The 21,910-nt window shown below is 58.8% G+C and carries 21 protein-coding genes, 5 tRNA genes and 1 pseudogene; 8 read left to right on the top strand and 19 right to left on the bottom strand.

Annotation, left to right across the window (positions count from 1 at the left end):
• The first annotated feature begins 26 nt into the window (after positions 1-26).
• The 6 genes from AAAX73_RS02215 (at position 27) to AAAX73_RS02190 (ending at position 7,583) form a co-directional block, all read left to right on the top strand.
• Positions 27-2,063 (top strand): 5'-nucleotidase C-terminal domain-containing protein, encoded by a 2,037-nt coding sequence (locus AAAX73_RS02215; RefSeq protein WP_118079343.1) that lies wholly within the window; start codon positions 27-29, stop codon positions 2,061-2,063.
• A 128-nt stretch (positions 2,064-2,191) separates the two neighbouring features.
• On the top strand, positions 2,192-2,959 hold the full coding sequence (locus AAAX73_RS02210) for a mechanosensitive ion channel domain-containing protein (protein ID WP_349124898.1): 768 nt from the start codon (positions 2,192-2,194) through the stop codon (positions 2,957-2,959).
• 93 nt (positions 2,960-3,052) lie between these two features.
• Positions 3,053-4,972, top strand: coding sequence for a BMP family ABC transporter substrate-binding protein (locus AAAX73_RS02205; protein ID WP_349124897.1), 1,920 nt, complete (start codon positions 3,053-3,055; stop codon positions 4,970-4,972).
• Positions 4,969-5,679: a metallophosphoesterase gene (locus AAAX73_RS02200; RefSeq protein WP_117639531.1), complete on the top strand. Its 711-nt coding sequence runs from the start codon at positions 4,969-4,971 to the stop codon at positions 5,677-5,679. Before AAAX73_RS02205 ends, AAAX73_RS02200 begins: the two co-directional genes overlap by 4 nt.
• 232 nt (positions 5,680-5,911) lie before the next feature.
• The gene (locus AAAX73_RS02195; RefSeq protein ID WP_117583099.1) at positions 5,912-6,472 is read left to right on the top strand and encodes a sigma-70 family RNA polymerase sigma factor; all 561 of its coding nucleotides are present in this window, start codon (positions 5,912-5,914) and stop codon (positions 6,470-6,472) included.
• On the top strand, positions 6,453-7,583 hold the full coding sequence (locus AAAX73_RS02190) for a DUF4179 domain-containing protein (RefSeq protein ID WP_117635373.1): 1,131 nt from the start codon (positions 6,453-6,455) through the stop codon (positions 7,581-7,583). Before AAAX73_RS02195 ends, AAAX73_RS02190 begins: the two co-directional genes overlap by 20 nt.
• 351 nt (positions 7,584-7,934) lie before the next feature.
• Here AAAX73_RS02190 and AAAX73_RS02185 read toward each other — a convergent pair whose 3' ends face one another.
• From AAAX73_RS02185 to disA, 19 genes and pseudogenes are all read right to left on the bottom strand, one after another.
• Positions 7,935-8,600 carry an isocitrate/isopropylmalate family dehydrogenase gene (locus AAAX73_RS02185; protein WP_226790685.1) on the bottom strand — a complete coding sequence of 222 codons (666 nt, stop codon included), beginning with the start codon at positions 8,598-8,600 and terminating at the stop codon, positions 7,935-7,937.
• Positions 8,509-9,075: pseudogene (locus AAAX73_RS02180) on the bottom strand (hypothetical protein). The gene AAAX73_RS02185 and the pseudogene AAAX73_RS02180 overlap by 92 nt, the downstream one beginning before the upstream one ends.
• A 465-nt stretch (positions 9,076-9,540) precedes the next feature.
• Positions 9,541-10,248 carry a 50S ribosomal protein L1 gene (gene rplA / locus AAAX73_RS02175; protein ID WP_022093892.1) on the bottom strand — a complete coding sequence of 236 codons (708 nt, stop codon included), beginning with the start codon at positions 10,246-10,248 and terminating at the stop codon, positions 9,541-9,543.
• A 117-nt stretch (positions 10,249-10,365) separates the two neighbouring features.
• The gene (gene rplK / locus AAAX73_RS02170) at positions 10,366-10,794 is read right to left on the bottom strand and encodes a 50S ribosomal protein L11 (RefSeq protein WP_022093893.1); all 429 of its coding nucleotides are present in this window, start codon (positions 10,792-10,794) and stop codon (positions 10,366-10,368) included.
• A gap of 120 nt (positions 10,795-10,914) precedes the next feature.
• Positions 10,915-11,451: a transcription termination/antitermination protein NusG gene (nusG, locus tag AAAX73_RS02165; protein WP_006234984.1), complete on the bottom strand. Its 537-nt coding sequence runs from the start codon at positions 11,449-11,451 to the stop codon at positions 10,915-10,917.
• Between the two features lie 3 nt (positions 11,452-11,454).
• Positions 11,455-11,793 (bottom strand): preprotein translocase subunit SecE, encoded by a 339-nt coding sequence (secE, locus tag AAAX73_RS02160; RefSeq protein WP_349124896.1) that lies wholly within the window; start codon positions 11,791-11,793, stop codon positions 11,455-11,457.
• 76 nt (positions 11,794-11,869) lie between these two features.
• Positions 11,870-11,945: transfer RNA gene (locus tag AAAX73_RS02155), tRNA-Trp, on the bottom strand.
• A gap of 13 nt (positions 11,946-11,958) precedes the next feature.
• Positions 11,959-12,108, bottom strand: coding sequence for a 50S ribosomal protein L33 (rpmG, locus tag AAAX73_RS02150; protein WP_022093895.1), 150 nt, complete (start codon positions 12,106-12,108; stop codon positions 11,959-11,961).
• A 279-nt stretch (positions 12,109-12,387) separates the two neighbouring features.
• Positions 12,388-13,578, bottom strand: a complete 1,191-nt coding sequence (tuf, locus tag AAAX73_RS02145) for an elongation factor Tu (protein WP_117563790.1) — start codon at positions 13,576-13,578, stop codon at positions 12,388-12,390.
• A gap of 96 nt (positions 13,579-13,674) precedes the next feature.
• A tRNA-Met gene (locus tag AAAX73_RS02140) sits at positions 13,675-13,751 on the bottom strand.
• 3 nt (positions 13,752-13,754) lie between these two features.
• Positions 13,755-13,830: transfer RNA gene (locus tag AAAX73_RS02135), tRNA-Thr, on the bottom strand.
• Positions 13,831-13,840: 10 nt separating this feature from the next.
• Positions 13,841-13,922 (bottom strand) — tRNA-Tyr (locus AAAX73_RS02130).
• Positions 13,923-14,715: 793 nt separating this feature from the next.
• A tRNA-Thr gene (locus AAAX73_RS02125) sits at positions 14,716-14,790 on the bottom strand.
• Between the two features lie 224 nt (positions 14,791-15,014).
• Complete coding sequence (locus tag AAAX73_RS02120) at positions 15,015-15,692, bottom strand: NYN domain-containing protein (protein WP_055309418.1); 678 nt, start codon at positions 15,690-15,692, stop codon at positions 15,015-15,017.
• Between the two features lie 3 nt (positions 15,693-15,695).
• Positions 15,696-16,610, bottom strand: a complete 915-nt coding sequence (gene rlmB / locus AAAX73_RS02115) for a 23S rRNA (guanosine(2251)-2'-O)-methyltransferase RlmB (protein ID WP_349124895.1) — start codon at positions 16,608-16,610, stop codon at positions 15,696-15,698.
• 143 nt (positions 16,611-16,753) lie between these two features.
• The gene (cysS, locus tag AAAX73_RS02110) at positions 16,754-18,220 is read right to left on the bottom strand and encodes a cysteine--tRNA ligase (RefSeq protein ID WP_349124894.1); all 1,467 of its coding nucleotides are present in this window, start codon (positions 18,218-18,220) and stop codon (positions 16,754-16,756) included.
• 3 nt (positions 18,221-18,223) lie between these two features.
• Entirely contained in the window at positions 18,224-18,718 is a 495-nt protein-coding gene (gene ispF / locus AAAX73_RS02105) for a 2-C-methyl-D-erythritol 2,4-cyclodiphosphate synthase (RefSeq protein WP_006234975.1), read from the bottom strand.
• Positions 18,708-19,436: a 2-C-methyl-D-erythritol 4-phosphate cytidylyltransferase gene (gene ispD / locus AAAX73_RS02100; protein WP_117798311.1), complete on the bottom strand. Its 729-nt coding sequence runs from the start codon at positions 19,434-19,436 to the stop codon at positions 18,708-18,710. Before ispD ends, ispF begins: the two co-directional genes overlap by 11 nt.
• Complete coding sequence (gene disA / locus AAAX73_RS02095) at positions 19,436-20,503, bottom strand: DNA integrity scanning diadenylate cyclase DisA (protein ID WP_089572525.1); 1,068 nt, start codon at positions 20,501-20,503, stop codon at positions 19,436-19,438. The genes ispD and disA overlap by 1 nt, the downstream gene beginning before the upstream one ends.
• A gap of 226 nt (positions 20,504-20,729) precedes the next feature.
• Between disA and AAAX73_RS02090 the strand changes: the two genes are divergently transcribed.
• On the top strand, positions 20,730-21,308 hold the full coding sequence (locus tag AAAX73_RS02090; RefSeq protein WP_349124893.1) for a manganese efflux pump MntP family protein: 579 nt from the start codon (positions 20,730-20,732) through the stop codon (positions 21,306-21,308).
• Between the two features lie 128 nt (positions 21,309-21,436).
• Positions 21,437-21,907 (top strand): helix-turn-helix domain-containing protein, encoded by a 471-nt coding sequence (locus AAAX73_RS02085; protein ID WP_349124892.1) that lies wholly within the window; start codon positions 21,437-21,439, stop codon positions 21,905-21,907.
• The last annotated feature ends 3 nt before the right edge of the window (positions 21,908-21,910 follow it).

Raw genomic sequence — 21,910 nt, 5'->3', positions numbered from 1 at the left:
TTTTATTAAAGAGTAAGGAGACAGCCATGAAAAGACTCCCCCGCCTTGCGTTAGCTGCCGCGTTGTTTGCCGGCGCGCTCACAGGCATCCCAAGCCTCGCTTTCGCGGGGAACCTGCCCGCCGCTATTGACGGCGCCGTAACCGTCATGCACACCAACGACATCCACGGCAGCTACAAGTACAGCTACAACGCAAGCAAGGGCACGGGCACCATTGGCTTTGACGGGCTGGCGGTTCTCTATAGCGCTCAAAGCAACGCCCCCGACTTTCTGCTCGATGCAGGCGACACCTTCCACGGGCAGTCCTTTGCCACCATGAGCGAGGGCAAGAGCATCGCCGAACTCATGAACACCTTCTACGCAAACGGCTACGACGCGACCACACCGGGCAACCATGACTGGAGCTACGGCGCGGACAAGCTTCGCACGATGGCCGGCAATGGTGCCACCAGTACACCTTTCGCCATGCTCTGCGCGAATGCAACGTCCTCGAACGGCGTATGGAGCTCGAGCATCACCAAGACGCTCAATCGCACTTGGAAGGACGGCGAGGGCAGCCCCACGTTTAACTACAAGATTAAGGTCGGCGTCGTCGGAGCCATGGATGAGTCGCTGGGCTCCTCGCTACGCGCGGACCTGGTCGCGGGCACGTCGTTCTCGGGTGCGGCGGACGCCATCAATGCCGAGGCCAAGCGACTGCGCGAGGATGAGGGCTGCAACGTTATCGTCTGCATCGCGCACACGCTCAACGCCAAGACCTTTGCCGCAAAGCTCGTTGGGGTCGATACACTGGTCGCGGGCCACGAGCACATCAACTTAGACGAAAACGTGACGGGGGCCGACGGCAAGCCGGTCCGCGTCGTCGAGGCAGGCAGCGCCTTTGCCGAGGTTGGTCTGCTTTCCATTCCCTATGAGTACGACACCAGGGGTACCGAAACCACCAACGACGACATGGTGACGGTCTCCGCAGGCGACAGCGACGAGAAGCTCTACACCGCCAAGGACGTCGACGACCTTTTGGCAGACTCTAACAACCAGAACATCCTTGACGAGGTTCGCAACAACAAAATCAAGCCACTCGACGATGCCTTTGAAAGCGAATCGAACAAGGTGCTCGGCACATCCTCCACCAACTATTTCTACGGCGAGGACGCCGCGGGTACGCATGGCTGGGAGATGGTGCGCACCACCGATCTGCGCCCCAGCAAGGAAGGCGATACCACCAAGGCCCAGACCATCGGCCACGTGATTTGCGGCTCCTATCTTTCCCTGACGGGCGCGGACCCTGGCCTGACGAGCGCGGACCTTGCTATTGAGAACGCTGGCGGCATCCGCGGCGGCATCGCGGCGGGAAACGTGACCGCCGGCGACGTCATCGCCATCTCGCCCTACGGCAACACCTTGGAGACCTGGACCATGACCGGCGCGGACTTCCTCGCAGCGCTTGAGCACTCGTTGGAAATTAGCGACAAATGCAATGACAGCTACGAACTTCAACAAGCCTACGTCGCAGCCGGCCACACCGAGCAGGAAGCCCAAGACATGTACAAGTGGCCCGACGACTCCGGCAGCGTTCTTTCCTTTGGCGGCATCAACGTAACAATCGACTGGACGCAGTCTGAAGGCAAGCGCATCGTGAGTGCCACGCTCACCAAAGACGGCAGCACGCTCGACCCCGCCAAGACCTATACCGTCGCCACCAACAACTACATCATCACCAACACGACCGACTTCCCCACCTTCGCAAACGCCAAGAAGCTCACCGAGTGGGGTACGTGCGAGGCAGCGCTGAGGGCATTGATCGGGCAGGACGACTGGGAGCACAAGGTGGCCTCGCTCGCGGGCACCATCAGCTTTAGCTCCGCTGAGAGCCCCGCACCCCATCCGACCCCAACGCCTGAGCCCTCACCCAAACCCGGCACGACGACCACGCAGATCACCACCAAGAAGACGGCCGGTAAGCTTGCCGCAACGGGAGACCGTACGCCGACCGTGGTCGGCGCATGCCTTATCGGCGGCATCGTCATCATCGTTCTCGGCATTATCTGGAAGCGCCGCCGCTAAGCTACACCGCCGGGCCTTGCAGCCCCGCCGTACAAACCTTATATCGAGCGCAAAAGCCCGTCCGAATGTGATCGGACGGGCTTTTGGTGGGTATCATGGTTGGACGATCATGAGGAGGTTTTCCCAACATGGAATTGTTTGAACCGATTCTTCATTTCTTTGAACAACGGTGGGTCCACAACATCATCTGGGCCGGCATCTTGGTAATAGGCACCGCCATCGCCACCAAGGTCGTATCCAAGACCCTGCGCCACCTACTCAACCGAGACGACAACCCGCTTCCCGCATCGAGCATCTTCATCAACATCGCGCGTGCCGTCATTTGGATGATCGGCGGCAGCTTTATCCTCGACAACTGCTTTGGCATTAACGCAAACGCGCTCGTCGCCGCTCTTGGCGTCGGCGGCATCGCCATCTCTCTCGGCTTTCAGGACACGCTATCAAACCTTATCGGCGGCATGCAAGTGACCTTTATGGGCATCATCAAGCCCGGCGACAATATCGAGGTCGGCGGCGTGTCGGGCGTGGTCCAGGACATCACTTGGCGCCACACGACCATCGAGGACGCCTGCGGGCAGACCATCATTGTGCCCAACTCCAACATCTCCAAGAACACGCTCGTGCATCTGATGCCCTTTGGGCGCGTGGCCGTGCCCGTTGCCGTAAAGGACACGTCTAAGTGGGCCTCGCTGGACGCGCTGGCAGATGAGCTTACCGACGCCACCAAGGCCGCGGTGCTTCCCATCTCTGGCTTTGACAAGGAGCCGTACGTGCTCTTTAGCGAGATCGGCGACTTTGGCGTCAAGGGCAAAATCATCTTTATCGTCAACGACGATAGCACCACTTTTACGGCAGCCGACGCCTGCATTCGTGCCATCGCCCCCATCATCGCCTAAACCACCACAAAGGGGACAGGCACCTTTGTGGTGGTTTCGCATCGTGGTACCATGGTTCATATCGTTGTTTAAACGACTAAGGGAGTAGACACCATGGAAGAGGCCTATCGTCAAGCACGCAAGCGCGGCGAGCAGGGACGCCGTCGCGCCATCAGCCAAAGCGAGCATCCATACCTTACGGACCTCGACAGTTTGGTTGCTCAGCTCCCCTTAGGTCAGCGAGAGAATGTCGGCCTAAGGGATATTCCGCTCGAAATGGTCGTCGGTACGGTTACTAAGGGCCGTCAGTCTGCCTTTTCGTGCAACTTTATGCCCCTGCTGCCGTTTAACACCGAGTTCGCCCGCAAGTGGTCCAACCTCTACGACATCCAGGTGACCGAGGGCTATCGCGACCCCATCATCGTCACCGAGTTCATGCATCGGTTCTACGTCCAAGAGGGCAACAAGCGCGTCAGTGTCCTCAAATTCCTGGACGCCCCGACGGTTTCGGCTAAAGTCACCCGTCTCTACCCCGGCAAATGGGATTCCGTCGAAAGCCGCCTGTACGGTGAGTTCTGCGCGTTTTGGCGCGTCTGCCCCCTATACGAGATCGAGTTCTCGCGTGAGGGAAGCTACGAAACGCTCGCCAAGATGCTCGGTCAGAACCTTATCGAAAAATGGCCGCAGAAAAAGATCGACTACCTGCGCCATACCTTCCTGCTCTTTAAGCGCGCCTACCTGCGCGCCGGCGGCGACCATCTGGACATTACGCCCGCCGACGCTATGCTCGTCTACCTCAATGTGTACAACCAGGACCGCCTGCTGGATACGCCGACGGATATCGTCGTAAACCACCTGTGCAAGATTTGGCGCGAGCTGGTCATTGCCGGCAAAAATGACGAGGACAAGGTCGATCTTGTCGAAGCGCCGAGCGTCGATGAGCAAGAGACACCCGCCAAGTCCACCTCCGGCGTGCTCAACTTCTTTATGGGCAAGACCGTCTATTCGGCGGCCAACCCCCTGCGCATCGCCTTTATCCATGAGTTCCCCTGTGCGACGTCGAGCTGGGACAGCCTGCACGACCAAGGACGTCAGTATCTCGATGAGCACTTTGGCGGTATCGTGCGCACCGAGGCGTTCGAGGACTGTCACGATCCGGACGTGTTCTACGCCGCCGTGGAAACGGCTGTCAAACATGGAGCAAACGTCATCTTCTCGACCTCGCACCGCCTGATGGAATACACGCTCAGGGCTGCGGTTGAGTATCCCCAGGTTCGGTTCCTTAACTGCTCTATCGGCCTTCCCCACCAAAGCGTCCGATCGTACTTTGGCAAGATGTACGAGGCCAAGTTTCTCCTGGGCGCCCTTGCCGCCAGCATGGCGGACAACCACCGCATCGGTTATCACGCGTCAGTCTTCGCCTCGGGCGCACTCAGCGAGATCAACGCCTTTGCGATTGGCGCCTCGCTGCTCGACCCCCGTGCGCAAATTATCCTGACCTGGGGCGATGTGCCCGCCGGAGGCCTTGCCGAGGCCATGTGCCGCGAAGGCGTGAGCGTCATGACCGGCGCCGATATGTCCAAGTCTCTCGAGGACCCCACCGCCTACGGGCTTCACCGTCTGGTAAACGGCAAGGAAGTTACCGGTATTGCTATGCCGGTATGGAACTGGGGCCGTTACTACGAACTCATCGTACGCAGCCTACTGCACGGCACATGGGACGAGACCGCCGATGACCAGCAGGTGCGCGCCGTCAACTACTGGTACGGTATGAGCTCCGGCGTCATCGATATTCGCTACGCTCCGGGCCTACCCTATCAGACGCGTAAACTTGTGCAGCTGCTTCGCAACGGCATTGTCGAGGGCTCCATCAACCCATTTGGCGGCGAGCTCCACAGCCAGGACGGCGTGGTTCAGATTGAGGGCTTCCCTCCCCTGCCGAGTACGCAGATTGTCGAGATGAACTGGCTGGCTGACAACGTTATAGGCTCGATTCCGCAGCTCGATAACGAGCCGGAGGTCCGTGCCCTATGAATATCCTAGCCATTGCCGATGTAGAGGAGCGCTGCCTGTGGGAATGTTTTCGCAAGGAGCGCTTTGAGGACGTTGACCTGATTCTATCCGCAGGCGACCTGGATCCGGACTATCTTGAGTTTTTGGTCACTGTCATCAACAAACCGCTTGTGTACGTTCGTGGCAACCACGACGACCGCTACGCGCGCCATGCACCGGGCGGGTGCATTTGTGTTGAGGACAGCGTATATGTGTACCGAGGTATTCGCATTGCGGGTCTGGGCGGTTCCATGCGCTACCGCGACGGCGCGAACATGTATACCGAGCGCGAGATGGCAAAACGCATGCGCAAGCTATCGCGAAAAATCGCACTGGTAGACGGATGCGATATTCTACTTACCCATGCACCCGTCGCAGGCATGGGCGACCTGGACGACCTGCCGCATCGAGGATTCGAGTGCTTTAATGCGGCTCTTGAGTCTTGGGGTCCCGACTATATGATTCACGGGCATGTGCACCAAAGCTACGGCCCCAACTTTCAACGCGAGCGCCAACACCCATGCGGAACGAAGATTGTCAACGCCTGCGGCTATACCAAGATCGAAATTGACGAGGCGCGCTACCCCACGCGCGGTTGGAAGGCCGCTTGGCTCAACTCGCAAACCATGCGCCGCGAGCTCAAACGCCACGAAGCAATCGAGTCTTCAACCGCCAGAACCCCCTGGTAACTGCCAACAACCACCACGAAGGGGATAGGCACCTTTATGGTGGTTTTGCTGACTCGTCCGACCTGTCCATCACGGTGCTTGTGTAATTAACGAGAACACTCATTGTTTTGTAAGGACGGCGCTCACGTGCCGTCTTTTTTTGTCAACTTATGCAGTCTCGACCGTGTTGTATGTAGAGGGACCTCGCGAGACGCCTTCCCTATATCCACCACGACCAATTGGAGGTGACACTATGCCTGCACGCCGTAACCGCAATAGCACGCTCCGATGCGATGCCGATCAGATCGAGCGGGAAGCAAAGCGCTTGGTCGACACGTATTCCGACCTCATCCTTCGATTGTGCTATTCGGCCCTTGGATCCGCTGACGACGCTCAAGACATCTGCCAGGACACGCTGATCAAGATTCTCCAACGCACTCAACCGTTCGACTCGCTCGAACACGAACGTGCTTGGGTGATCCGAGTCGCACTGAACGCATGTCGCGATATCGGCCGTACGCACGCGAATCACCCGGTTGTCGACCTCGATTCGCTCCCCGATTTCTGCGCACCCGTAACACATACCGAGCAAGAATTCGCGCAACGCGACTGCGCCATTCTTTCCGCTGTCACGGCCCTGCCTCAAGCACAGCGCATCGCCATCTTTTTGCACTACTACGCAGGCATGAGCATCAGGGAAATCGCAGACGCCGTTCACGCGACGCCAGCTGCAACCGCCCAGCACCTTAGCCGCGGACGTGCGTCACTTCGGCTTTCCTTGAAAGGAGACCACAATGACTACGAATTCGAATGACTATCGCCACGCCCTGGAGCACATTTCGTTTACCGATAATGCGAAGCAGCACATGGCAAACTCGATTGCTCAGTCCGTCGCCTCGAGCGATGCGGCGACCGCTCAAAGCAACTTTAATGGCACGCGACGCAAGCCGCGCATCGCCCGCCATCCCGTAAGAACAGTCGCTCGCATTGCCGCTGTAACAGCAGTCCTCGCTATCGTCATTGGAGGCGCTGGCACGGCTATGGCAACAGGCGTCCTGCCGCTTCCTTCTGACATGCTTTCCGACATCTTTGACGGACCTGCTTCTCAAACCGAGATCATCGACCGTATTGGCCGGCCCGTCGGTGCTAGCTGCTCCAACAACGGAGTCACCGTGACCGCCGACGCCATCATGGGCGACAAGGATATGGTTACCATCGCCTATACGCTTACGTTCGACGATCCCGCTGCCCTGAAAAAGCTTTCCGAGCCGGGCGAGAACGGAACTATCGCCGGAAGTGTCGATGGAAACGTATACGTTGATGGCGAGCATGGCGGCCAAGGCCAATCATGGCTCATTGACAAGAACCCCAATGACTCCAGCATTCAATACTTTGCACAGTTCAGCGTTGAATCACCCGGCCTTATGGGCAGGACCGTCCGCACGCATATCAACTCTCTCGTTGTGCCACGTGCTGGCAAAGAGCTTCCCGAGTATAAGAAAATACTTACGGGCCCATGGGATCTTAAGTTCCAGCTGAATTACGAAGATACATCCGTTACGATTCCCGCGCCCAAATCGGTCAACTTTAACGGCACCAAGGCGACGATTCAAGAGGCCACCGTATCCTGCGTTGGCGTTTCAGTCCGCTACAACATAGATCGTTCCATCGAACACGACAACAACAGCGGCAAGATGTCTCAAAACATGGAGGAGTCTATGGATGCCGTTGGCAACATACCCCTCATCGTGACGTTCAAAGACGGTCATGTTGAGGACGCAACCAGCCACAGCGGCTATTTCGCAAATAAACTGGATAACGGCACCACTGATGTCCACAAGACCTGGCCGTTCTCGCAAGTTTGTGACACAGACAAGATTGCAAGCGTACAAATTGGCGATACGGTCATTCCCATGAATTCGTAACGCTACGCGGCTCGTATATGCACCCGGTTCCGCACTTCGCGTCTAAAGATGCGCTGTCATCGAGCAGCGTGAGCGCAAGGCCGCCCGTATGGTCGGCTGGGAACACCTCGTTGCGCTAAAAACCACCACGAAGGGGACCGGCACCTTTGTGGTGGTTTTGCTGACTCGTCCGACCTGTCCCAACGGTTTGTCTCAATCTGTAACAGGTAGGGCCCAAATAATCGGTTAGCTGTTACAGATCGAGACAGACCACGGATGCTCAGCCGAAAATCTCAATCTGTAACAGGTAGGAACGATTTTGCCCCTTAGATGTTACAGATTGAGATATTTGACAGCTTGAATCGGCATCGCCTACAGCGCGGCGACGACCTTGTCGCCCATCGTCGTGGTGCCGAGGATCTTATCTGCCGGGGTGTTGACATCGGCGATGTCACGGGTGCGCCAGCCCTCGTCGAGCACGCGCGCCACGGCGCTCTCGATCCACGCGGCTTGCTCGCCCATGTCGAGCGCGTAGGTCAGCAGCATCGCCACCGACAAGATTTGAGCCAGCGGATTGGCCACGCCGAGCCCCGCGATGTCAGGAGCGCTGCCAGCGCTCGGCCCAAACAGCGATACGCCATCATCCAGCGAGGCAGAGGCAAGCATACCGAGCGATCCGGTAATCTGAGCCGCCTCATCGGACAGGATGTCGCCGAACATGTTCTCCGTCACCACGACGTCAAAGTCTGCCGGTCGACTGATGAGCTGCATGGCGGCGTTGTCGACGAGCAGGTCCTCAAGCTCCACGTCGGAGTACTCCTCGTCTTGCACGCGATGCACGATCTCGCGCCACATGCGGCTCGTCTCCAGCACGTTGCGCTTATCAACGCTCGTCACCTTGCCGCGACGTTTGCGCGCCGCCTCAAATGCCTGGCGCGCAATGCGCTCAATCTCGTACTCGCGATACTCCATCACGTCGACCGCACGCTGACCGGCCGCACCCGCAGCGCCCGCGCAGGTCACGGATGCGGGCGCCAAAGTCCCACGGCATGTTGTAGCCCATCGTATCGGGGATGTTCACGACCGTGGCACCGGCCTTTACGGCCGCCTCGATAATGCGCACCAGAAACTCCTGATCGGAGCGGCCGGCATCCTCGGCATAAAACTCAACATCGTCAACGAACTTGCGAGCATGTTTGACGGCATGGATCGCTCACTCAATTGCCCTTTCCTCAGTCATATGGAGCTTGTCGCGCAGGTGACTGGTGCTCACACCCAGCCCTGTATGGATACGGGGCCTCTGGGCCGTTTTGAGCGCCTCTGCAGCCACTTCGATATCCCTGTCGACAGCGCGCGTCAGGCCGCATACCGTGCATCGGTCGCCCGCAATCTTGCCAATCTCCTGTACGGAGCGAAAGTCACCAGGACTCGAGATGGGAAAGCCCGCCTCGATAACGTCCACGTTCATGCGCACCAGCTGGCGGGCGATGAAGAGCTTTTCCTCGGTATTCATGCTGGCGCCCGGCGACTGCTCACCGTCGCACAGGGTGGCGTCAAAGATTGTGATTTTGCGGCTTATATGTTCCTCCTGATTGACCGTTTTATGACAGATGGCTTTCAGGAGAGAGAGAAGGCCTAGAGATAGAAAAATACCCGTGTCGCTCATCACGCCTGAAAGCGGCAGACGATAGCGCACCCGGGTACAACAAATCGTTATAGCGAGATTACAACCCTAGCGCGCTATCCAATCTAGTAGCGCTAGGCCTAGGAGCTGTTGCGTGTTCTTAAACATGTTGGGCTCCCTTCGGCCTCGGGTAGTACTACATCGCGCTAAAGTACAACACAAGTAAAACCACCACAAGGGTGCCTGTCCCCTTCGTGGTGGTTTCGTTGACTCAAAAGCAAGAGACCCGGTCCTGCACGAGGCAGAACCGGGTCTCTTTAGCAATGCTTGCTTTGCTCAGGCAGTAACTGTTAGTTACTCAGCCAGGAAGTCGCGCTGGACAGCGGGATCGACCTTGACGCCAGGGCCCATGGTGGAAGACACGGAGATGGACTTGACGTACTTGCCCTTAGCAGAAGAGGGCTTGACGCGCAGGATCTCGGTGTACAGGGCAGCGTAGTTCTCGACGAGCTGCTGCTCAGAGAAGGACTTCTTGCCCAGGGGCACGTGGCAGATGCCGTAACGGTCGGCGCGGTACTCAACGCGGCCAGCCTTGAGCTCGGAGACCATCTTGGCGACGTCCATGGTCACGGTGCCGAGCTTGGGGTTCGGCATGAGGCCACGGGGACCGAGGATCTTACCAATGCGGCCAACCTTGGCCATCATGTTCGGCGTAGCGATAGCAGCGTCGAAGTTGATCTCGCCCTTCTGGATCTGGGCGACGAGCTCGTCGGAACCGATGATGTCGGCGCCGGCAGCCTCGGCCTCGCGGGCCTTCTCGCCCTCGGCGAAGACAGCAACACGAACGGTCTTGCCGGTGCCGTGAGGCAGGGAGATGGAACCACGGATGTTCTGGTCAGCCTTACGAGTATCGATGCCCAGACGGAAGTGGGCCTCGACGGTCTCGTCGAACTTGGCGGTGTCGAGCTCCTTGATGAGCTTGGCAGCCTGAAGGGGGGTGTAGAGCGTGGCGCGGTCGATCTTCTCGGCAGCGGCGTTATAGCTCTTACCATGCTTAGCCATGTGCATTACCTCCTGTGGTTAAACGGGCGTGAGCCCTCCCACATCGTATCGTGTGCCCTATTGCACACATATAACGGGCGCCCCGGTCGGAGCACCCGTCATTACCTAAAGAAATCGCTACTCAGCGATGGTGACGCCCATGGAACGGGCGGTACCGGCGATGATCTTCTTGGCGGCGTCAATGTCGTTGGCATTGAGGTCCGGCATCTTGATCTCGGCGATCTTGGTGAGCTGCTCCTGAGAGAGCTGACCAACCTTGTCGGCCTGGGGCTTAGCGGAACCAGACTTGAGGTTCAGCTCCTTCTTGATGAGGTGAGCCGCCGGCGGGGTCTTGGTGATGAAGGAGAAGGACTTGTCCTCGTAGACAGAGATCTCAACGGGGATGATGTCGCCCTTCTTGTCCTGCGTCTCGGCGTTAAAGGCCTGGCAGAACTGCATGATGTTCACGCCAGCAGCGCCCAGGGCGGGGCCGACGGGAGGAGCGGGGTTAGCTGCACCAGCAGGAATCTGGAGCTTAATGACGTTGGCAACCTTCTTCTCAGCCATGGTCATTCCTTTCGAATCACGAGTGTGAAGTACTTGCTATATCGTAAGCACGCACGTGTTAGAAGCACTCCTGAGATGAGCAGTCACAGAAGAAGCACGCTCGCGCGAACGGACGAAAACTTAAGCGATGACAGCGACCTGGTTAAAGTCGAGCTCGACCGGCGTCTCGCGGCCAAAGATCATCAGCGTGACCTTGAGCTTGCCAGCCTCGGTGTTAACCTCGGAGACCTTGCCATCAAAGTCGGTAAGCGGGCCATCGGTGACGCGGACGGACGTGCCGACCTGAATATCAACCGAGGTGCGCTTGGGCGAATCGCCCTTACCGGGACGACGAGTCATCTTGTTGTACTCGTCGCGGGAAAGCGGAGCGGGCTTGCCGTTGCCGCCCAGGAAACCGGTGACGCCAGGCGTGTTACGAACGCACGTCCAAGCATCGTCATCCATCTCCATGCGGACCAGGACATAACCCGGGAAGATCTTGGAATCCTTGGTCTCGCGCTTGCCACCCTCTTTAATCTCGGTGACGCGCTCCATAGGAATCTCGATATCAAAGATACGGTCCTGCATGCCCATGGTCTCGATGCGATGTTCGAGATCGGACTTAACGCGGTTCTCGTATCCAGAGTAAGTGTGAACGACGTACCAACGCTTAGACATGGTTTAGCCCCTCAATCCAGAGAACAGAGCAAGAGCCTCGCCAAAGCCAGCATCGAGCAGAGCGATGACGACGCCGACGACGATCAGAGAAGCGCAAACGACGACCGAGTAGTTCACGAGCTCCTTCTTATCGGGCCACGTGACACGCTTCATCTCGGACTTGACCGAAGCGAAATACTTCTTGGTGCGGGCGAAGAAAGCAGGCTTCTCGTTCTTCTTGGACTTCGCAGCCTTCTCGTTCTTCTTGGCAACGGCCTTCTTGGCCTCAACCTTGGAGTTGGCGGCAGCGTTGTTGGCAGGTGCCGGCTGCTGAGCCTTCTTCTTGTTCTTCTTGTTGGCCATTTGGGTTACCTCCGCGCAATGCGCTTATACATGAGTAAACCGTAAGCCCCCAATTGGGAGCTTACGGAATAATGACTGGCACGCCAGGAAGGACTCGAACCCTCAACACTCGGTTTTGGAGACCGATGCTCTACCAATTGAACTACTGGCGTATGTGACTAGAGACTAGCGAGTCTCTTTGTGCAGCGTGTGGTGACGGCACCAGGGGCAATACTTCTTGATCTCCATACGATCAGGCATGGTCGACTTGTTCTTGGTGGTCGTATAGTTGCGGCGCTTGCACTCAGTGCACGCAAGAGTAACTAGAGTACGCATGTATCCTGAACCTTTCATTTCCGCCCCGTACGGGCACGAGTTGTTACTTTATCAGCTCCACGTAAGTGCTGTCAATGAAAACCTCGAGTCAATTGGTTCTCGGTGGATCCATTCATATTTGGAACACATCAATGAAGCCATCGAGAGCTAATCGACGGTGCATCCAGGACCATTATCGATCCTCTCGACGCTAGCAACGGCTTAGTATCCATTGCAGAAAAGAACCCGGCACCCATACAAGTGCCGGGTTCTCTAAGTCAGCTATATCAAAGAGCTAATTTACTCAATGATCGTGGAGACGATGCCCGAACCGACGGTGTGGCCACCCTCGCGGATAGCGAAGCGCAGGCCCTCCTCCATGGCGATCGGGTGGATGAGGTCGCCCTCGATGGTGATGTGGTCACCAGGCATAGCCATCTCGGTGCCCTCGGGGAGCTTGACCGTACCGGTAACGTCGGTGGTACGGAAGTAGAACTGAGGACGATAACCATCGAAGAACGGGGTGTGACGGCCGCCCTCCTCCTTGGTCAGAACGTAGATCTCACCGGTGAACTTGGTGTGCGGGGTAACCGAACCGGGCTTGCAGAGAACCTGGCCGCGCTCGATGTCCTCGCGCTTGATGCCGCGGAGCAGCAGACCGACGTTGTCGCCAGCCTCGCAGAAGTCCATGGACTTACGGAACATCTCGATACCGGTAACGACGGTGTTCTGGGTATCCTTGATGCCGACGATCTCGACGGGCTCGTTGAGCTTGAGCTCACCGCGCTCGACACGACCGGTAGCAACGGTACCACGGCCGGAGATGGTCATAACGTCCTCAACGGCCATCAGGAACGGGAGGTCGTTGTTACGAGCAGGCGTCGGGATGTACTCGTCGACAGCGTTCATGAGCTCGCGAATGGCGTCCATCCACTTGGCGTCGCCCTCGAGAGCGCCCAGAGCGGAACCACGGATGACGGGGATGTCGTCGCCGGGGAAATCGTACTCGGAGAGGAGCTCACGGGTCTCCATCTCGACGAGGTCGATGAGCTCGTCATCGTCGACCATGTCGCACTTGTTCAGGAAGACGACGATGTAGGGAACGCCGACCTGACGGGCGAGCAGGATGTGCTCGCGGGTCTGAGCCATGGGGCCGTCGGTAGCGGCGATGACCAGGATAGCGCCGTCCATCTGAGCAGCACCGGAGATCATGTTCTTGACGTAGTCAGCGTGGCCCGGGCAGTCAACGTGAGCGTAGTGACGGGCAGCAGTCTCGTACTCGACGTGGGAGACGGAGATCGTAATGCCGCGCTCGCGCTCCTCGGGAGCCTTGTCGATGTTCTCGAACGCAGTGAAGTCAGCCTTGCAGCCCTCGGTCTCGGAGAGAACCTTGGTGATGGCAGCGGTCAGCGTGGTCTTGCCGTGGTCGACGTGACCAATGGTGCCGATGTTAACATGCGGCTTAGTGCGCTCAAACTTCTCTTTGGCCATAAAGCCCTCCTCTAAACAGGTCGTCCCCGGACGGGACTTTGCCTTTATACCATAGTGGCCTCTCAACATACTATTGAGAAGCCACCGTGTTACCTATGGTAGCGGTGACTGGATTCGAACCAGTGACGCCACGGGTATGAACCGTGTGCTCTAACCAACTGAGCTACACCGCCGGATGGAGCCTGCAACCAGACTTGAACTGGTGACCTCTTCGTTACCAACGAAGTGCTCTACCGACTGAGCTATACAGGCACTTGACGGGTGGGAGCTATAGGATTCGAACCTATGTAGGCAGAGCCAACGGGTTTACAGCCCGTCCCCATTAACCACTCGGGCAAACTCCCAATCGTTCAAGTATCCGCAGTTTCTTTGGTCTTTTGGACCGCCGCCCCCGCGAACGAAAAAGATAATACGATGCCACCTTGGGGGCTGTCAACGAAAACCTCTAGATACACGGTGCCGGGCGTATCTATATGCTTTTGACCTGCGGTTTTGTTGAGTTTGGATATGAAGGATGGTGGATTTGCATGTAGCGGTGACATTTCCCAAGGGAACACTTTGGCATAGTGGAGTACACCTTCAGGATCGAACTTCGATAACAGCCTATTTGCACCTATATATAGGTCGAGATCGGGCTTCCGCGGCAAATTCGAGCGTGGATTTTCTCCCGTTTGAAATCGAGCGTGGATAATCTCCCACTTTTGGCATGGCCCCAAGGCCAAAGTGGCAGATTATCCACGCTCATTCTCCAGGCGGGAGATTTTCCACTCTCGTGTGTCCGAAAATCCTCGCTCGATGACGATGACCAACCTCGCCCTGGCTTCTGTCTCGATCTGTAACAGTAAGAGGGTTATTCCTCCTCTATCTGTTACAGATCGAGATGTTTCCCTGGCGGCTTGTCTGTTTATCTAAATCTATAACAGCAAGAACGGCTTTCAGCCTCTTCGTGTTATAGATCGAGATGTTATCGACCATCCCTTGGCATTGTCTCGATCTGTAACTATAAGGAGGGTTTTCAGCCCGCCCGTGTTATAGATCGAGACAAACCTGAAGCTTGGTGGGAGTCAAACCCGCTGACATGTCAACATAAATAGAAACGGGCCCTGTCCCACAAGGGAACAGAGCCCGAAACTCTCATGGAGCCAGTGACAGGAATCGAACCTGCAACCCACTGATTACAAATCAGTTGCGCTACCGTTGCGCCACACTGGCACACTTGGCGCTTTCGCGCGAAGCCTGTTTAGGATAAAGGAATTGAGGATGGGGCGCAACAGGCCCTTCGACCGACCACATCTCAAAACTATTCGCCAGAACGAATAGTTTTATCCGTTCGCCAAAACCAAAAACTATTCGTTTTGGCGATGGCAAGTCCACAATCCAATAACTACAAGCCAGTGAATTGACCAGCCGAGTAGCTGGTCTCTACAGATAATCCCCTACCTCCCGCGAAGGGCCTTGAGCTTGGCCAGGGCATCGGGGCTCAGGCGACTGCCCAGAGTCATCTTGATCTGCGGAGCTTCCTCTGCCTCGTGAACGTCGTTATCGATCTGTTTGATCTCGTCCACCAGCATACGGCTCGAGATGCGCGTTACACCCTTGCCCATGACGACGGCCTGGATTGTGCCGTCACTCGACACCACGGAGCACGCGCGGCCTTCCTCGCGCGCCTCGATGCAGAGCTTCTGCACCACGGTATCGGCAGAGACACCCGTCGGCGAGAACTCGATGCGCACGCCGCGGGCCGGCAGGTTGGGGCGCTCGTTGGAGATATTGCCCGCGCCGTCGAACACGATCACAGCCTCGTAGCGGCCCTGGGCAAACGCGGCGACATCGTTGATGAGGGCGGTGCGCGCCATATCGTGAACGTCGCTGGAATACGGATCGTCGGAATGGTCGTACACGAGCTTTTCGTAGCGCGGCGTACAGTGGATCACGTTGTAACCGTCGACCACCAGCAGCTCGGGCTTGTTGGAGTGCACCGTCGAGACTGGGTCGGCGATAGCCTGCGCAAACGCATTGCCGCCCACGCCATAGGTCGCGGCCGATACAATCGGCTTGGCCGAGCCCTCGCCAAAGCGCTTGGCCTTGGACTTGGCGCGGTTCTTCTTGGACATGCGCTACTCCTCCCCCATGAGCTCGCCGGCGTTCCGGCGCAGCCACTCAAAGCACAGCGCCGTGGTCGCCTGGGCGACGTTGAGGCTCTCGGTCATGCCGCGCTGGGGAAGCTTGGTCAAAAAGTCGCATTTCTCGAGCACCAGGCGCGAAATGCCGTCGCCCTCGGAGCCCATGACGAGCGCCACGCGGCCCTCGAAGGGAGCATCCCAGCAACTGCCTTCGGCGTGCTCGGAGGCACCGCCCACCCAAAAGCCAGCGGCCTTGAGGTCGTCGAGCGCACGGGCGATGTTGGGCACCTGCGCGATAGGCAGGTGCATGACGGCACCGGCTGACGTCTTGTAGCTGCCCACGGTTACGCCGGCGGCACGCTTATTGGCAATGACGACGCCGGCCGCGCCCACAACCTCGGCGGAGCGCACGATGGCGCCAAAGTTGCCGTCGTCGGTCACGTGGTCGAGCACGACGACGAGCGCCGGACCGTCGCCCGCGCGATCGAGGATATCGGCGACATCGGCATAGGGGAAGTTGCCAACCTCGAGCGCGATGCCCTGGTGAGCGCCATGGCTCGACAGTGCGTCGAGCTGCACGCGCGGCACATACTTAATGCGGACACCCGCGGCGTTGAGGTCGTCGACCAGGCGCGACAAGGCGGCATCGCGCTCCCCGCCCTCGGCAATGAGCGCGCACTTGATGGGAAAACCAGTGCGTAGCGCCTCGGCGGCAGCACGACGGCCTTCGATAAACTCGCCCTTGGGAGCCTGGACAGCGTCGCGGCTGCGATCGCGCTGCGGACGTGCGGCCTGGGTGCGATCGCGCTGGCCCTTGGAAGCGGCAGCGCGGTCATTGCGGCGAATCGGACGCGAGCCAGAAGCAGCCTGCTTGCCGCCACGAGGCGCACGCTTGCGATTGTCGGCCATAAAGCGACCTCCTTAAAAAGATAACGAACAAGAATCGACCGTCCGAGCCACGGCGCCTTGCCTTTCAATCGTCGGGCATGACCACCAGGTCTATGCCCTCCTCTTTCAAGGCAATCTACCGCACCTCGAACGGTCGACAAATACTAGAGAGTCTTAATACGGGTGCCGGCGGCGGTATCTTCAATCGTCAGGCCCAGATCCTTGAGCTGATCGCGGATGGCGTCTGCCAGATCCCAGTTCTTGGCGGCGCGGGCCTCGGCGCGGGCCTCGAGAATCTTGGCAGCTGCCTCGTCCACGTCGTCACCAGTGTAGGCAACCAGGCCGGCGGCAACGCCCAGCAGGCCCAGCGGCAACTCGACCTTGGGCTCGGGGAGCTCAACGCCAAACGTATCGAGCAGCTCGACCAGCGTATCGGCGGCGGCAAGCGCGGCGGCCTTGTCGGCAGCGTCGCCCGCCTGCTCCAGGTACTGGTTGCACTCGGTCACAAAGCCAAAGACGGCGCCCATGGCACCGGCGGTATTAAAGTCGTCGTCCATGCACTCCTTAAAAGTGGCACGGGTCTCGGCGGCCTTGGCGGCAAACGCCTCGGATGCTGCCTCATCGGCCTCGGCCGTCGCATGGTTCGCGGCCCAGCGCAGGTTCTCGACCGTACCGGCGATACGCGTGAGCGAGTTCTCGGCACCCTCCAGGCGCTCCCACGAAAAGTCGAGCGGCGAGCGATAGCTCGTCTGCAGCATCAGCAGGCGCAGGGCCGCGGCAGAGTGCTGCTCGAGGACCTCGGCCAGCGTAAAGAAGTTGCCGAGCGACTTGGACATTTTCTCGCCGTCTACCAGCAGCATGCCCGTGTGCATCCAGGTGTTGGAGAAGGCCTGGTGCCAGGCGCAGGTGGCCTGGGCGCACTCGTTCTCGTGATGCGGGAAGGCAAGGTCGGAGCCGCCGCCGTGGATGTCGATCGGGGTGCCCAGGTAGCGATGCACCATGGCGGCGCACTCGGTGTGCCAACCGGGACGGCCCTCGCCCCAGGGGCTCGGCCAGCTGGGCTCGCCGGGCTTGGCAGCCTTCCACAGGGCAAAGTCGAGCGGGTCGTTCTTGTCCTCGTTCTCCTCGATGCGCGCGCCAACCATAAGGTCGTCGATGTTGCGGCCCGAGACCTGACCATAGTTGGAATCGCTGCGCACGGCAAAGTACACGTCGCCGTTATCGGCGGCGTAGGCGTGGCCCTGCTCGATGAGCGTCTTGATCATGGCGATCATGGGGCCGATCTCTTTGGTGGCGCGGGGGCGCACATCGGGATCGAGCACGTTGGCGGCACGCATGACGCCGATGAACTTGTCGGAGAACTCCGTCGCGACCTCGGCAGCCGTACGGCCCTGCTCGTTGGCGCGCTTGATGATCTTGTCGTCGACATCGGTGAGGTTCTGGGCGAACGTGACCTCGTAGCCGCTCGCGATGAGCCAACGACGAATCACGTCAAAGCTGATGAACGTGCGGGCATTGCCGATGTGGATGTTGTCGTAGACCGTGGGGCCGCACACGTACATGCGGACCTTGCCGGACTCGATGGGCTGGAACTCTTCCTTTTTATGGGTAGCGCTGTTGTAGATACGCATTCGTTACTCCTTAACGGTTTTCTGTAACAGGCAGACGGCCCAGGCGCCAATTCCCTCGCCTTGACCTTCCCAACCGAGCTTTTCGGTCGTAGTGGCGGCGACGCCCACGTTTTCGACGTCGACGCCCAGGGCATGGGCCAGGTTGGCGCGCATGGCATCGCGATGCGGGGTGATCTTGGGCTGCTGGCAGGCAATGGTGCAGTCGGCATCGACAAACTCAAAGCCCAGCTCGCGTGCATAGTCCATTACGCGGGCAAGCAGCACCATCGAGTCGGCGCCCTCATAGGCAGGATCGGTGTCGGGGAACAACTTGCCAATGTCTCCCCCGCGGCAGGCGCCCAGAATGGCGTCGGCCAGCGCGTGCGCGAGCACGTCGGCATCCGAGTGGCCCAGCAGGCCGCGCTCGTAGGGAATGTCAACCCCGCCGATGATACATCGACGCCCCTCCACCAGACGGTGAACGTCGTAGCCGTGTCCAATGCGCAGGTTACTGAACATGGGGAAGGTCCTCTCCCTCGGCCATGCGACCGAGCAGAATCGCGGTTACGGGACGCAGGTCCTCGGGCACCGTCACCTTAAGGTTATCGCGCGGGCTCTGGACGCAGCGGACGCGCCCACCCATGCGCTCGACCAGCGACGAATCGTCCGTACCGATAAAGCCCTCAGCAATCGCCGTGGCATGGGCACGCCTCATGGCGTCGACGCTAAAGATCTGCGGCGTCTGCGCGGCCCAGTAAAGCTCGCGCGGCGGCGTCTCGACGATGTTGTCGCCGTCGACAATCTTGAGTGTGTCGATGGCAGGCTGGCCGCACACGACACCGTCGAGGGCGCGGTCGCTCACGAGCACGTCGATCGCATGATCGATGGCCTCGGTCGTGATGAGCGGACGGGCGCCGTCGTGGATGGCGACGTATTCAAAGCCCGCCGGCACCGCGTGCACGCCGGCGCGGGTGGAATCCTGGCGGGTCTCGCCGGCATCGGCAAAGCTGATGGGCGTGCTATACGAATACGGGCTGATGGCCAGGCGGCGCATCTCGGCACGACGCTCGGCAGGGCAAACCACGACGATGTGGCCGACCTTATTGCTACGGTCAAATGCGCGGATGGACCAGCTCATAAGCGGACGACCCGCTACATTGACGAGCTGCTTGCCACCGGGGTTACCAAAGCGCTGGCCGCTGCCACCGGCAACGACCACGGCGCATACGGGCGCCATTATGCGTTCCCCTGTTTGGTGCCCTTCATGCGGTACAGGGAGTCCGCAAGAATGGCAGGGTTGTTAACGCCAAAGTCGCCCAGGCGCTCCGGATCCTCGCTGATGTCGTCCATGAGCTCCTGCAGCGATCCATACTCGTCGACGATTTTCTCGGCCACGCCGTCGCGCACGACGGACACGCGCGAAAGCGTGCGCAGGCCCAGCGGTGTCATGACGGAGTCCTCGTCCAGGTCGTCGTAACCCAGAACCGCCGCCACATGCTGTGGGTCGGACAGGTCCTTAGGTGTCATACGGCTTAGGTTGGCGCGAATCTTCTCGGCATTAGCCTCGGAAGAATCACTTGCGTAGTCGCGGATCATCAGGTCATACTCGGTATCCATGCTGGAGCCCGCGAGCTGCTCGAGCTGCATCTGCACGAGCTTGCCCTGGTTGCCCAACTTGACGATGCAATCCTTAAGCTCGGTCTTTGCCTGCTGCATGATCTCAAAGCTCGAGAAAATACCGGTAATGTCGGCGAGCGTAACGTAGTCGTCGAGCTCGAGGGCCGTCAGGCGCAGCAAGGAGCGGTCGAGCGACTGACGGGTAGTCTGGAGCGTGGCGACGAGCTGGTTGACCGAGCTCATGATGGTGGTGACGGGCTGGATCTCGTAGCTCTTGCCGTGAACGTACACGTTGACGACGGCACGACGGGCCGAGACCGAGATCACAATGGCATCGGTGAGCACCGACATGCGAGCGGCGGTGCGATGACGCATGCCCGTCTCGCTCGTGGCAAGCGAGGGATCGGGATTGAGATGGAAGTTGGCGCGCAGGATCTGGGTGAGGTCGCCGTCGATGACGATGGCGCCGTCCATCTTGGAGAGCTCGAACAGACGGTTCGAGGTGAACGAAATGTTGAGCGGGAAGCCGTCGTTACCGGCAGCGAGCACGTTTTCGGTGTCGCCAACGCAGATAAGGGCGCCCAGGTGACCGGCGATGATCATGTCGAGGGCAGTGCGGATCGGCTGACCAGGTGCCGTCAGGCGGATGGCCTGTTCCATACGCTTTTGCAGCTCGTTCTTATCCAAGGCATCGCTCCCATCGTATACGCTCCATAAACGCTAAATAGTTTCTCACGGTTTGTCCCCGCGGCGCTCGCGAAATCCGATGCTTACAGAATGAGCGAACACCGCTAAGATAGCTAATTTGGGACGGGCTCTTTTGACTACCCACTCAACCATGTGCCAAGGATAGTCTTTTTGTTGCTCCCCCAAGAGGTACACGCGGGCCCGCCCGCAGAGAGGGAGCCAGACTATGGGACTCGCAGAGCTCGTGCTGCTCGCCGTTGGCCTTTCGATGGACGCCTTTGCCGTATCCATCTGCAAGGGCCTTGGCATGAAGAAGATCAACCTTAAGGTCGCCGTAGTGCTCGGCCTGTTCTTTGGCGGCTTCCAGGCCGGCATGCCCGTGATCGGATGGGCGCTTGGCAGCCAGTTTATGGGCATCATCGGCCCCATCGACCACTGGATCGCCTTTATCCTGCTCGCCTTCATTGGCGGCAAAATGCTGTGGGAGGCCTTTACCGAGGACGAGGATGAAGGCGACGGCAAGGATGCCGAAAAGATTGACCTGGGCGAGTACATGATCCTCGCCATCGCCACCTCAATCGACGCCCTAGCCGTTGGCATCTCATTTGCCGCGCTCTCGGTCGACATCATGCCCGCTGTATCGCTCATCGGCATCACGACCTTTATCTTCTCCGTCGCCGGCGTAGCGATCGGCCACACCTTTGGCGCGCGCTACGAAAAACCCGCCACCATCGTGGGCGGCGTCGTGCTTATCCTCATCGGGCTCGAGATCCTGCTTGAGCACCTGGGAATTTTGGCGCTGTAACGCCAAACACAATCGCTCAAAACTCAACGCCAGTACAAGGCCTCATACAGAGTTTTGCATGAGGCCTTTTCGTGCGGACTTTTGCATGTCATACTGATATGCAAAAGTCTGCACGTTAGGAGATCGCTGTGGATACCCTTCCCATCACCACACCGCGTCAAGCTGGCATCTATGTGCGCCAGGCACGCGAGGCTCAGGGTCTCACCCGTGCCGCCCTCGCCAAAAAAGCCGGTGTTTCGGAGCGCCTGCTCGCATCGCTCGAGCTAGGAGATGCCACCGGCATTCGACTCGACAAGCTATTGGCAATCTTCAATGCTCTCGGACTGGCGCTCGCCGCTCAAGGGGATATAGGCGAAACGAAAAATGAGCAATCAGCCAACGTTCCGCGTGCCGATTTGCAACCTCACAGTACCCCCAGACGCCATCGCGCTCAACGTCCCTCTCATAGCTACCGTTGCTGCGCCGCCATTCCGGTTCTTGCAGACGCCCCCTTTACGTCTGAACTCTACGACAAAGCCTTCGCAGATTTCGCCATGTCCAATCTCGGAGTCTCGATTGCCGCAAACGCATCTGTCCAACCAAAGCCTGACGGGAAATAGCCA

This window comes from Collinsella sp. CLA-ER-H9 (assembly GCF_040092295.1).
GTDB lineage: Bacteria > Actinomycetota > Coriobacteriia > Coriobacteriales > Coriobacteriaceae > Collinsella.
This window is presented reverse-complemented; position numbering and strand designations above follow the sequence as displayed.

Bases quoted from the DNA above. Each gene is read 5' to 3' on its own strand.
- AAAX73_RS02205 (WP_349124897.1), top strand. From the start codon at position 3,053: ATGGAAGAGGCCTATCGTCAAGCACGCAAGCGCGGCGAGCAGGGACGC.
- ispD (WP_117798311.1), bottom strand. From the start codon at position 19,436: ATGGCGCCCGTATGCGCCGTGGTCGTTGCCGGTGGCAGCGGCCAGCGC.
- cysS (WP_349124894.1), bottom strand. From the start codon at position 18,220: ATGCGTATCTACAACAGCGCTACCCATAAAAAGGAAGAGTTCCAGCCC.
- AAAX73_RS02120 (WP_055309418.1), bottom strand. From the start codon at position 15,692: ATGTCCAAGAAGAACCGCGCCAAGTCCAAGGCCAAGCGCTTTGGCGAG.
- rplA (WP_022093892.1), bottom strand. From the start codon at position 10,248: ATGGCTAAGCATGGTAAGAGCTATAACGCCGCTGCCGAGAAGATCGAC.
- tuf (WP_117563790.1), bottom strand. From the start codon at position 13,578: ATGGCCAAAGAGAAGTTTGAGCGCACTAAGCCGCATGTTAACATCGGC.
- AAAX73_RS02215 (WP_118079343.1), top strand. From the start codon at position 27: ATGAAAAGACTCCCCCGCCTTGCGTTAGCTGCCGCGTTGTTTGCCGGC.
- rplK (WP_022093893.1), bottom strand. From the start codon at position 10,794: ATGGCTGAGAAGAAGGTTGCCAACGTCATTAAGCTCCAGATTCCTGCT.
- AAAX73_RS02200 (WP_117639531.1), top strand. From the start codon at position 4,969: ATGAATATCCTAGCCATTGCCGATGTAGAGGAGCGCTGCCTGTGGGAA.
- AAAX73_RS02190 (WP_117635373.1), top strand. From the start codon at position 6,453: ATGACTACGAATTCGAATGACTATCGCCACGCCCTGGAGCACATTTCG.
- nusG (WP_006234984.1), bottom strand. From the start codon at position 11,451: ATGTCTAAGCGTTGGTACGTCGTTCACACTTACTCTGGATACGAGAAC.
- AAAX73_RS02195 (WP_117583099.1), top strand. From the start codon at position 5,912: ATGCCTGCACGCCGTAACCGCAATAGCACGCTCCGATGCGATGCCGAT.
- secE (WP_349124896.1), bottom strand. From the start codon at position 11,793: ATGGCCAACAAGAAGAACAAGAAGAAGGCTCAGCAGCCGGCACCTGCC.
- AAAX73_RS02090 (WP_349124893.1), top strand. From the start codon at position 20,730: ATGGGACTCGCAGAGCTCGTGCTGCTCGCCGTTGGCCTTTCGATGGAC.
- ispF (WP_006234975.1), bottom strand. From the start codon at position 18,718: ATGTTCAGTAACCTGCGCATTGGACACGGCTACGACGTTCACCGTCTG.
- AAAX73_RS02210 (WP_349124898.1), top strand. From the start codon at position 2,192: ATGGAATTGTTTGAACCGATTCTTCATTTCTTTGAACAACGGTGGGTC.
- rpmG (WP_022093895.1), bottom strand. From the start codon at position 12,108: ATGCGTACTCTAGTTACTCTTGCGTGCACTGAGTGCAAGCGCCGCAAC.
- rlmB (WP_349124895.1), bottom strand. From the start codon at position 16,610: ATGGCCGACAATCGCAAGCGTGCGCCTCGTGGCGGCAAGCAGGCTGCT.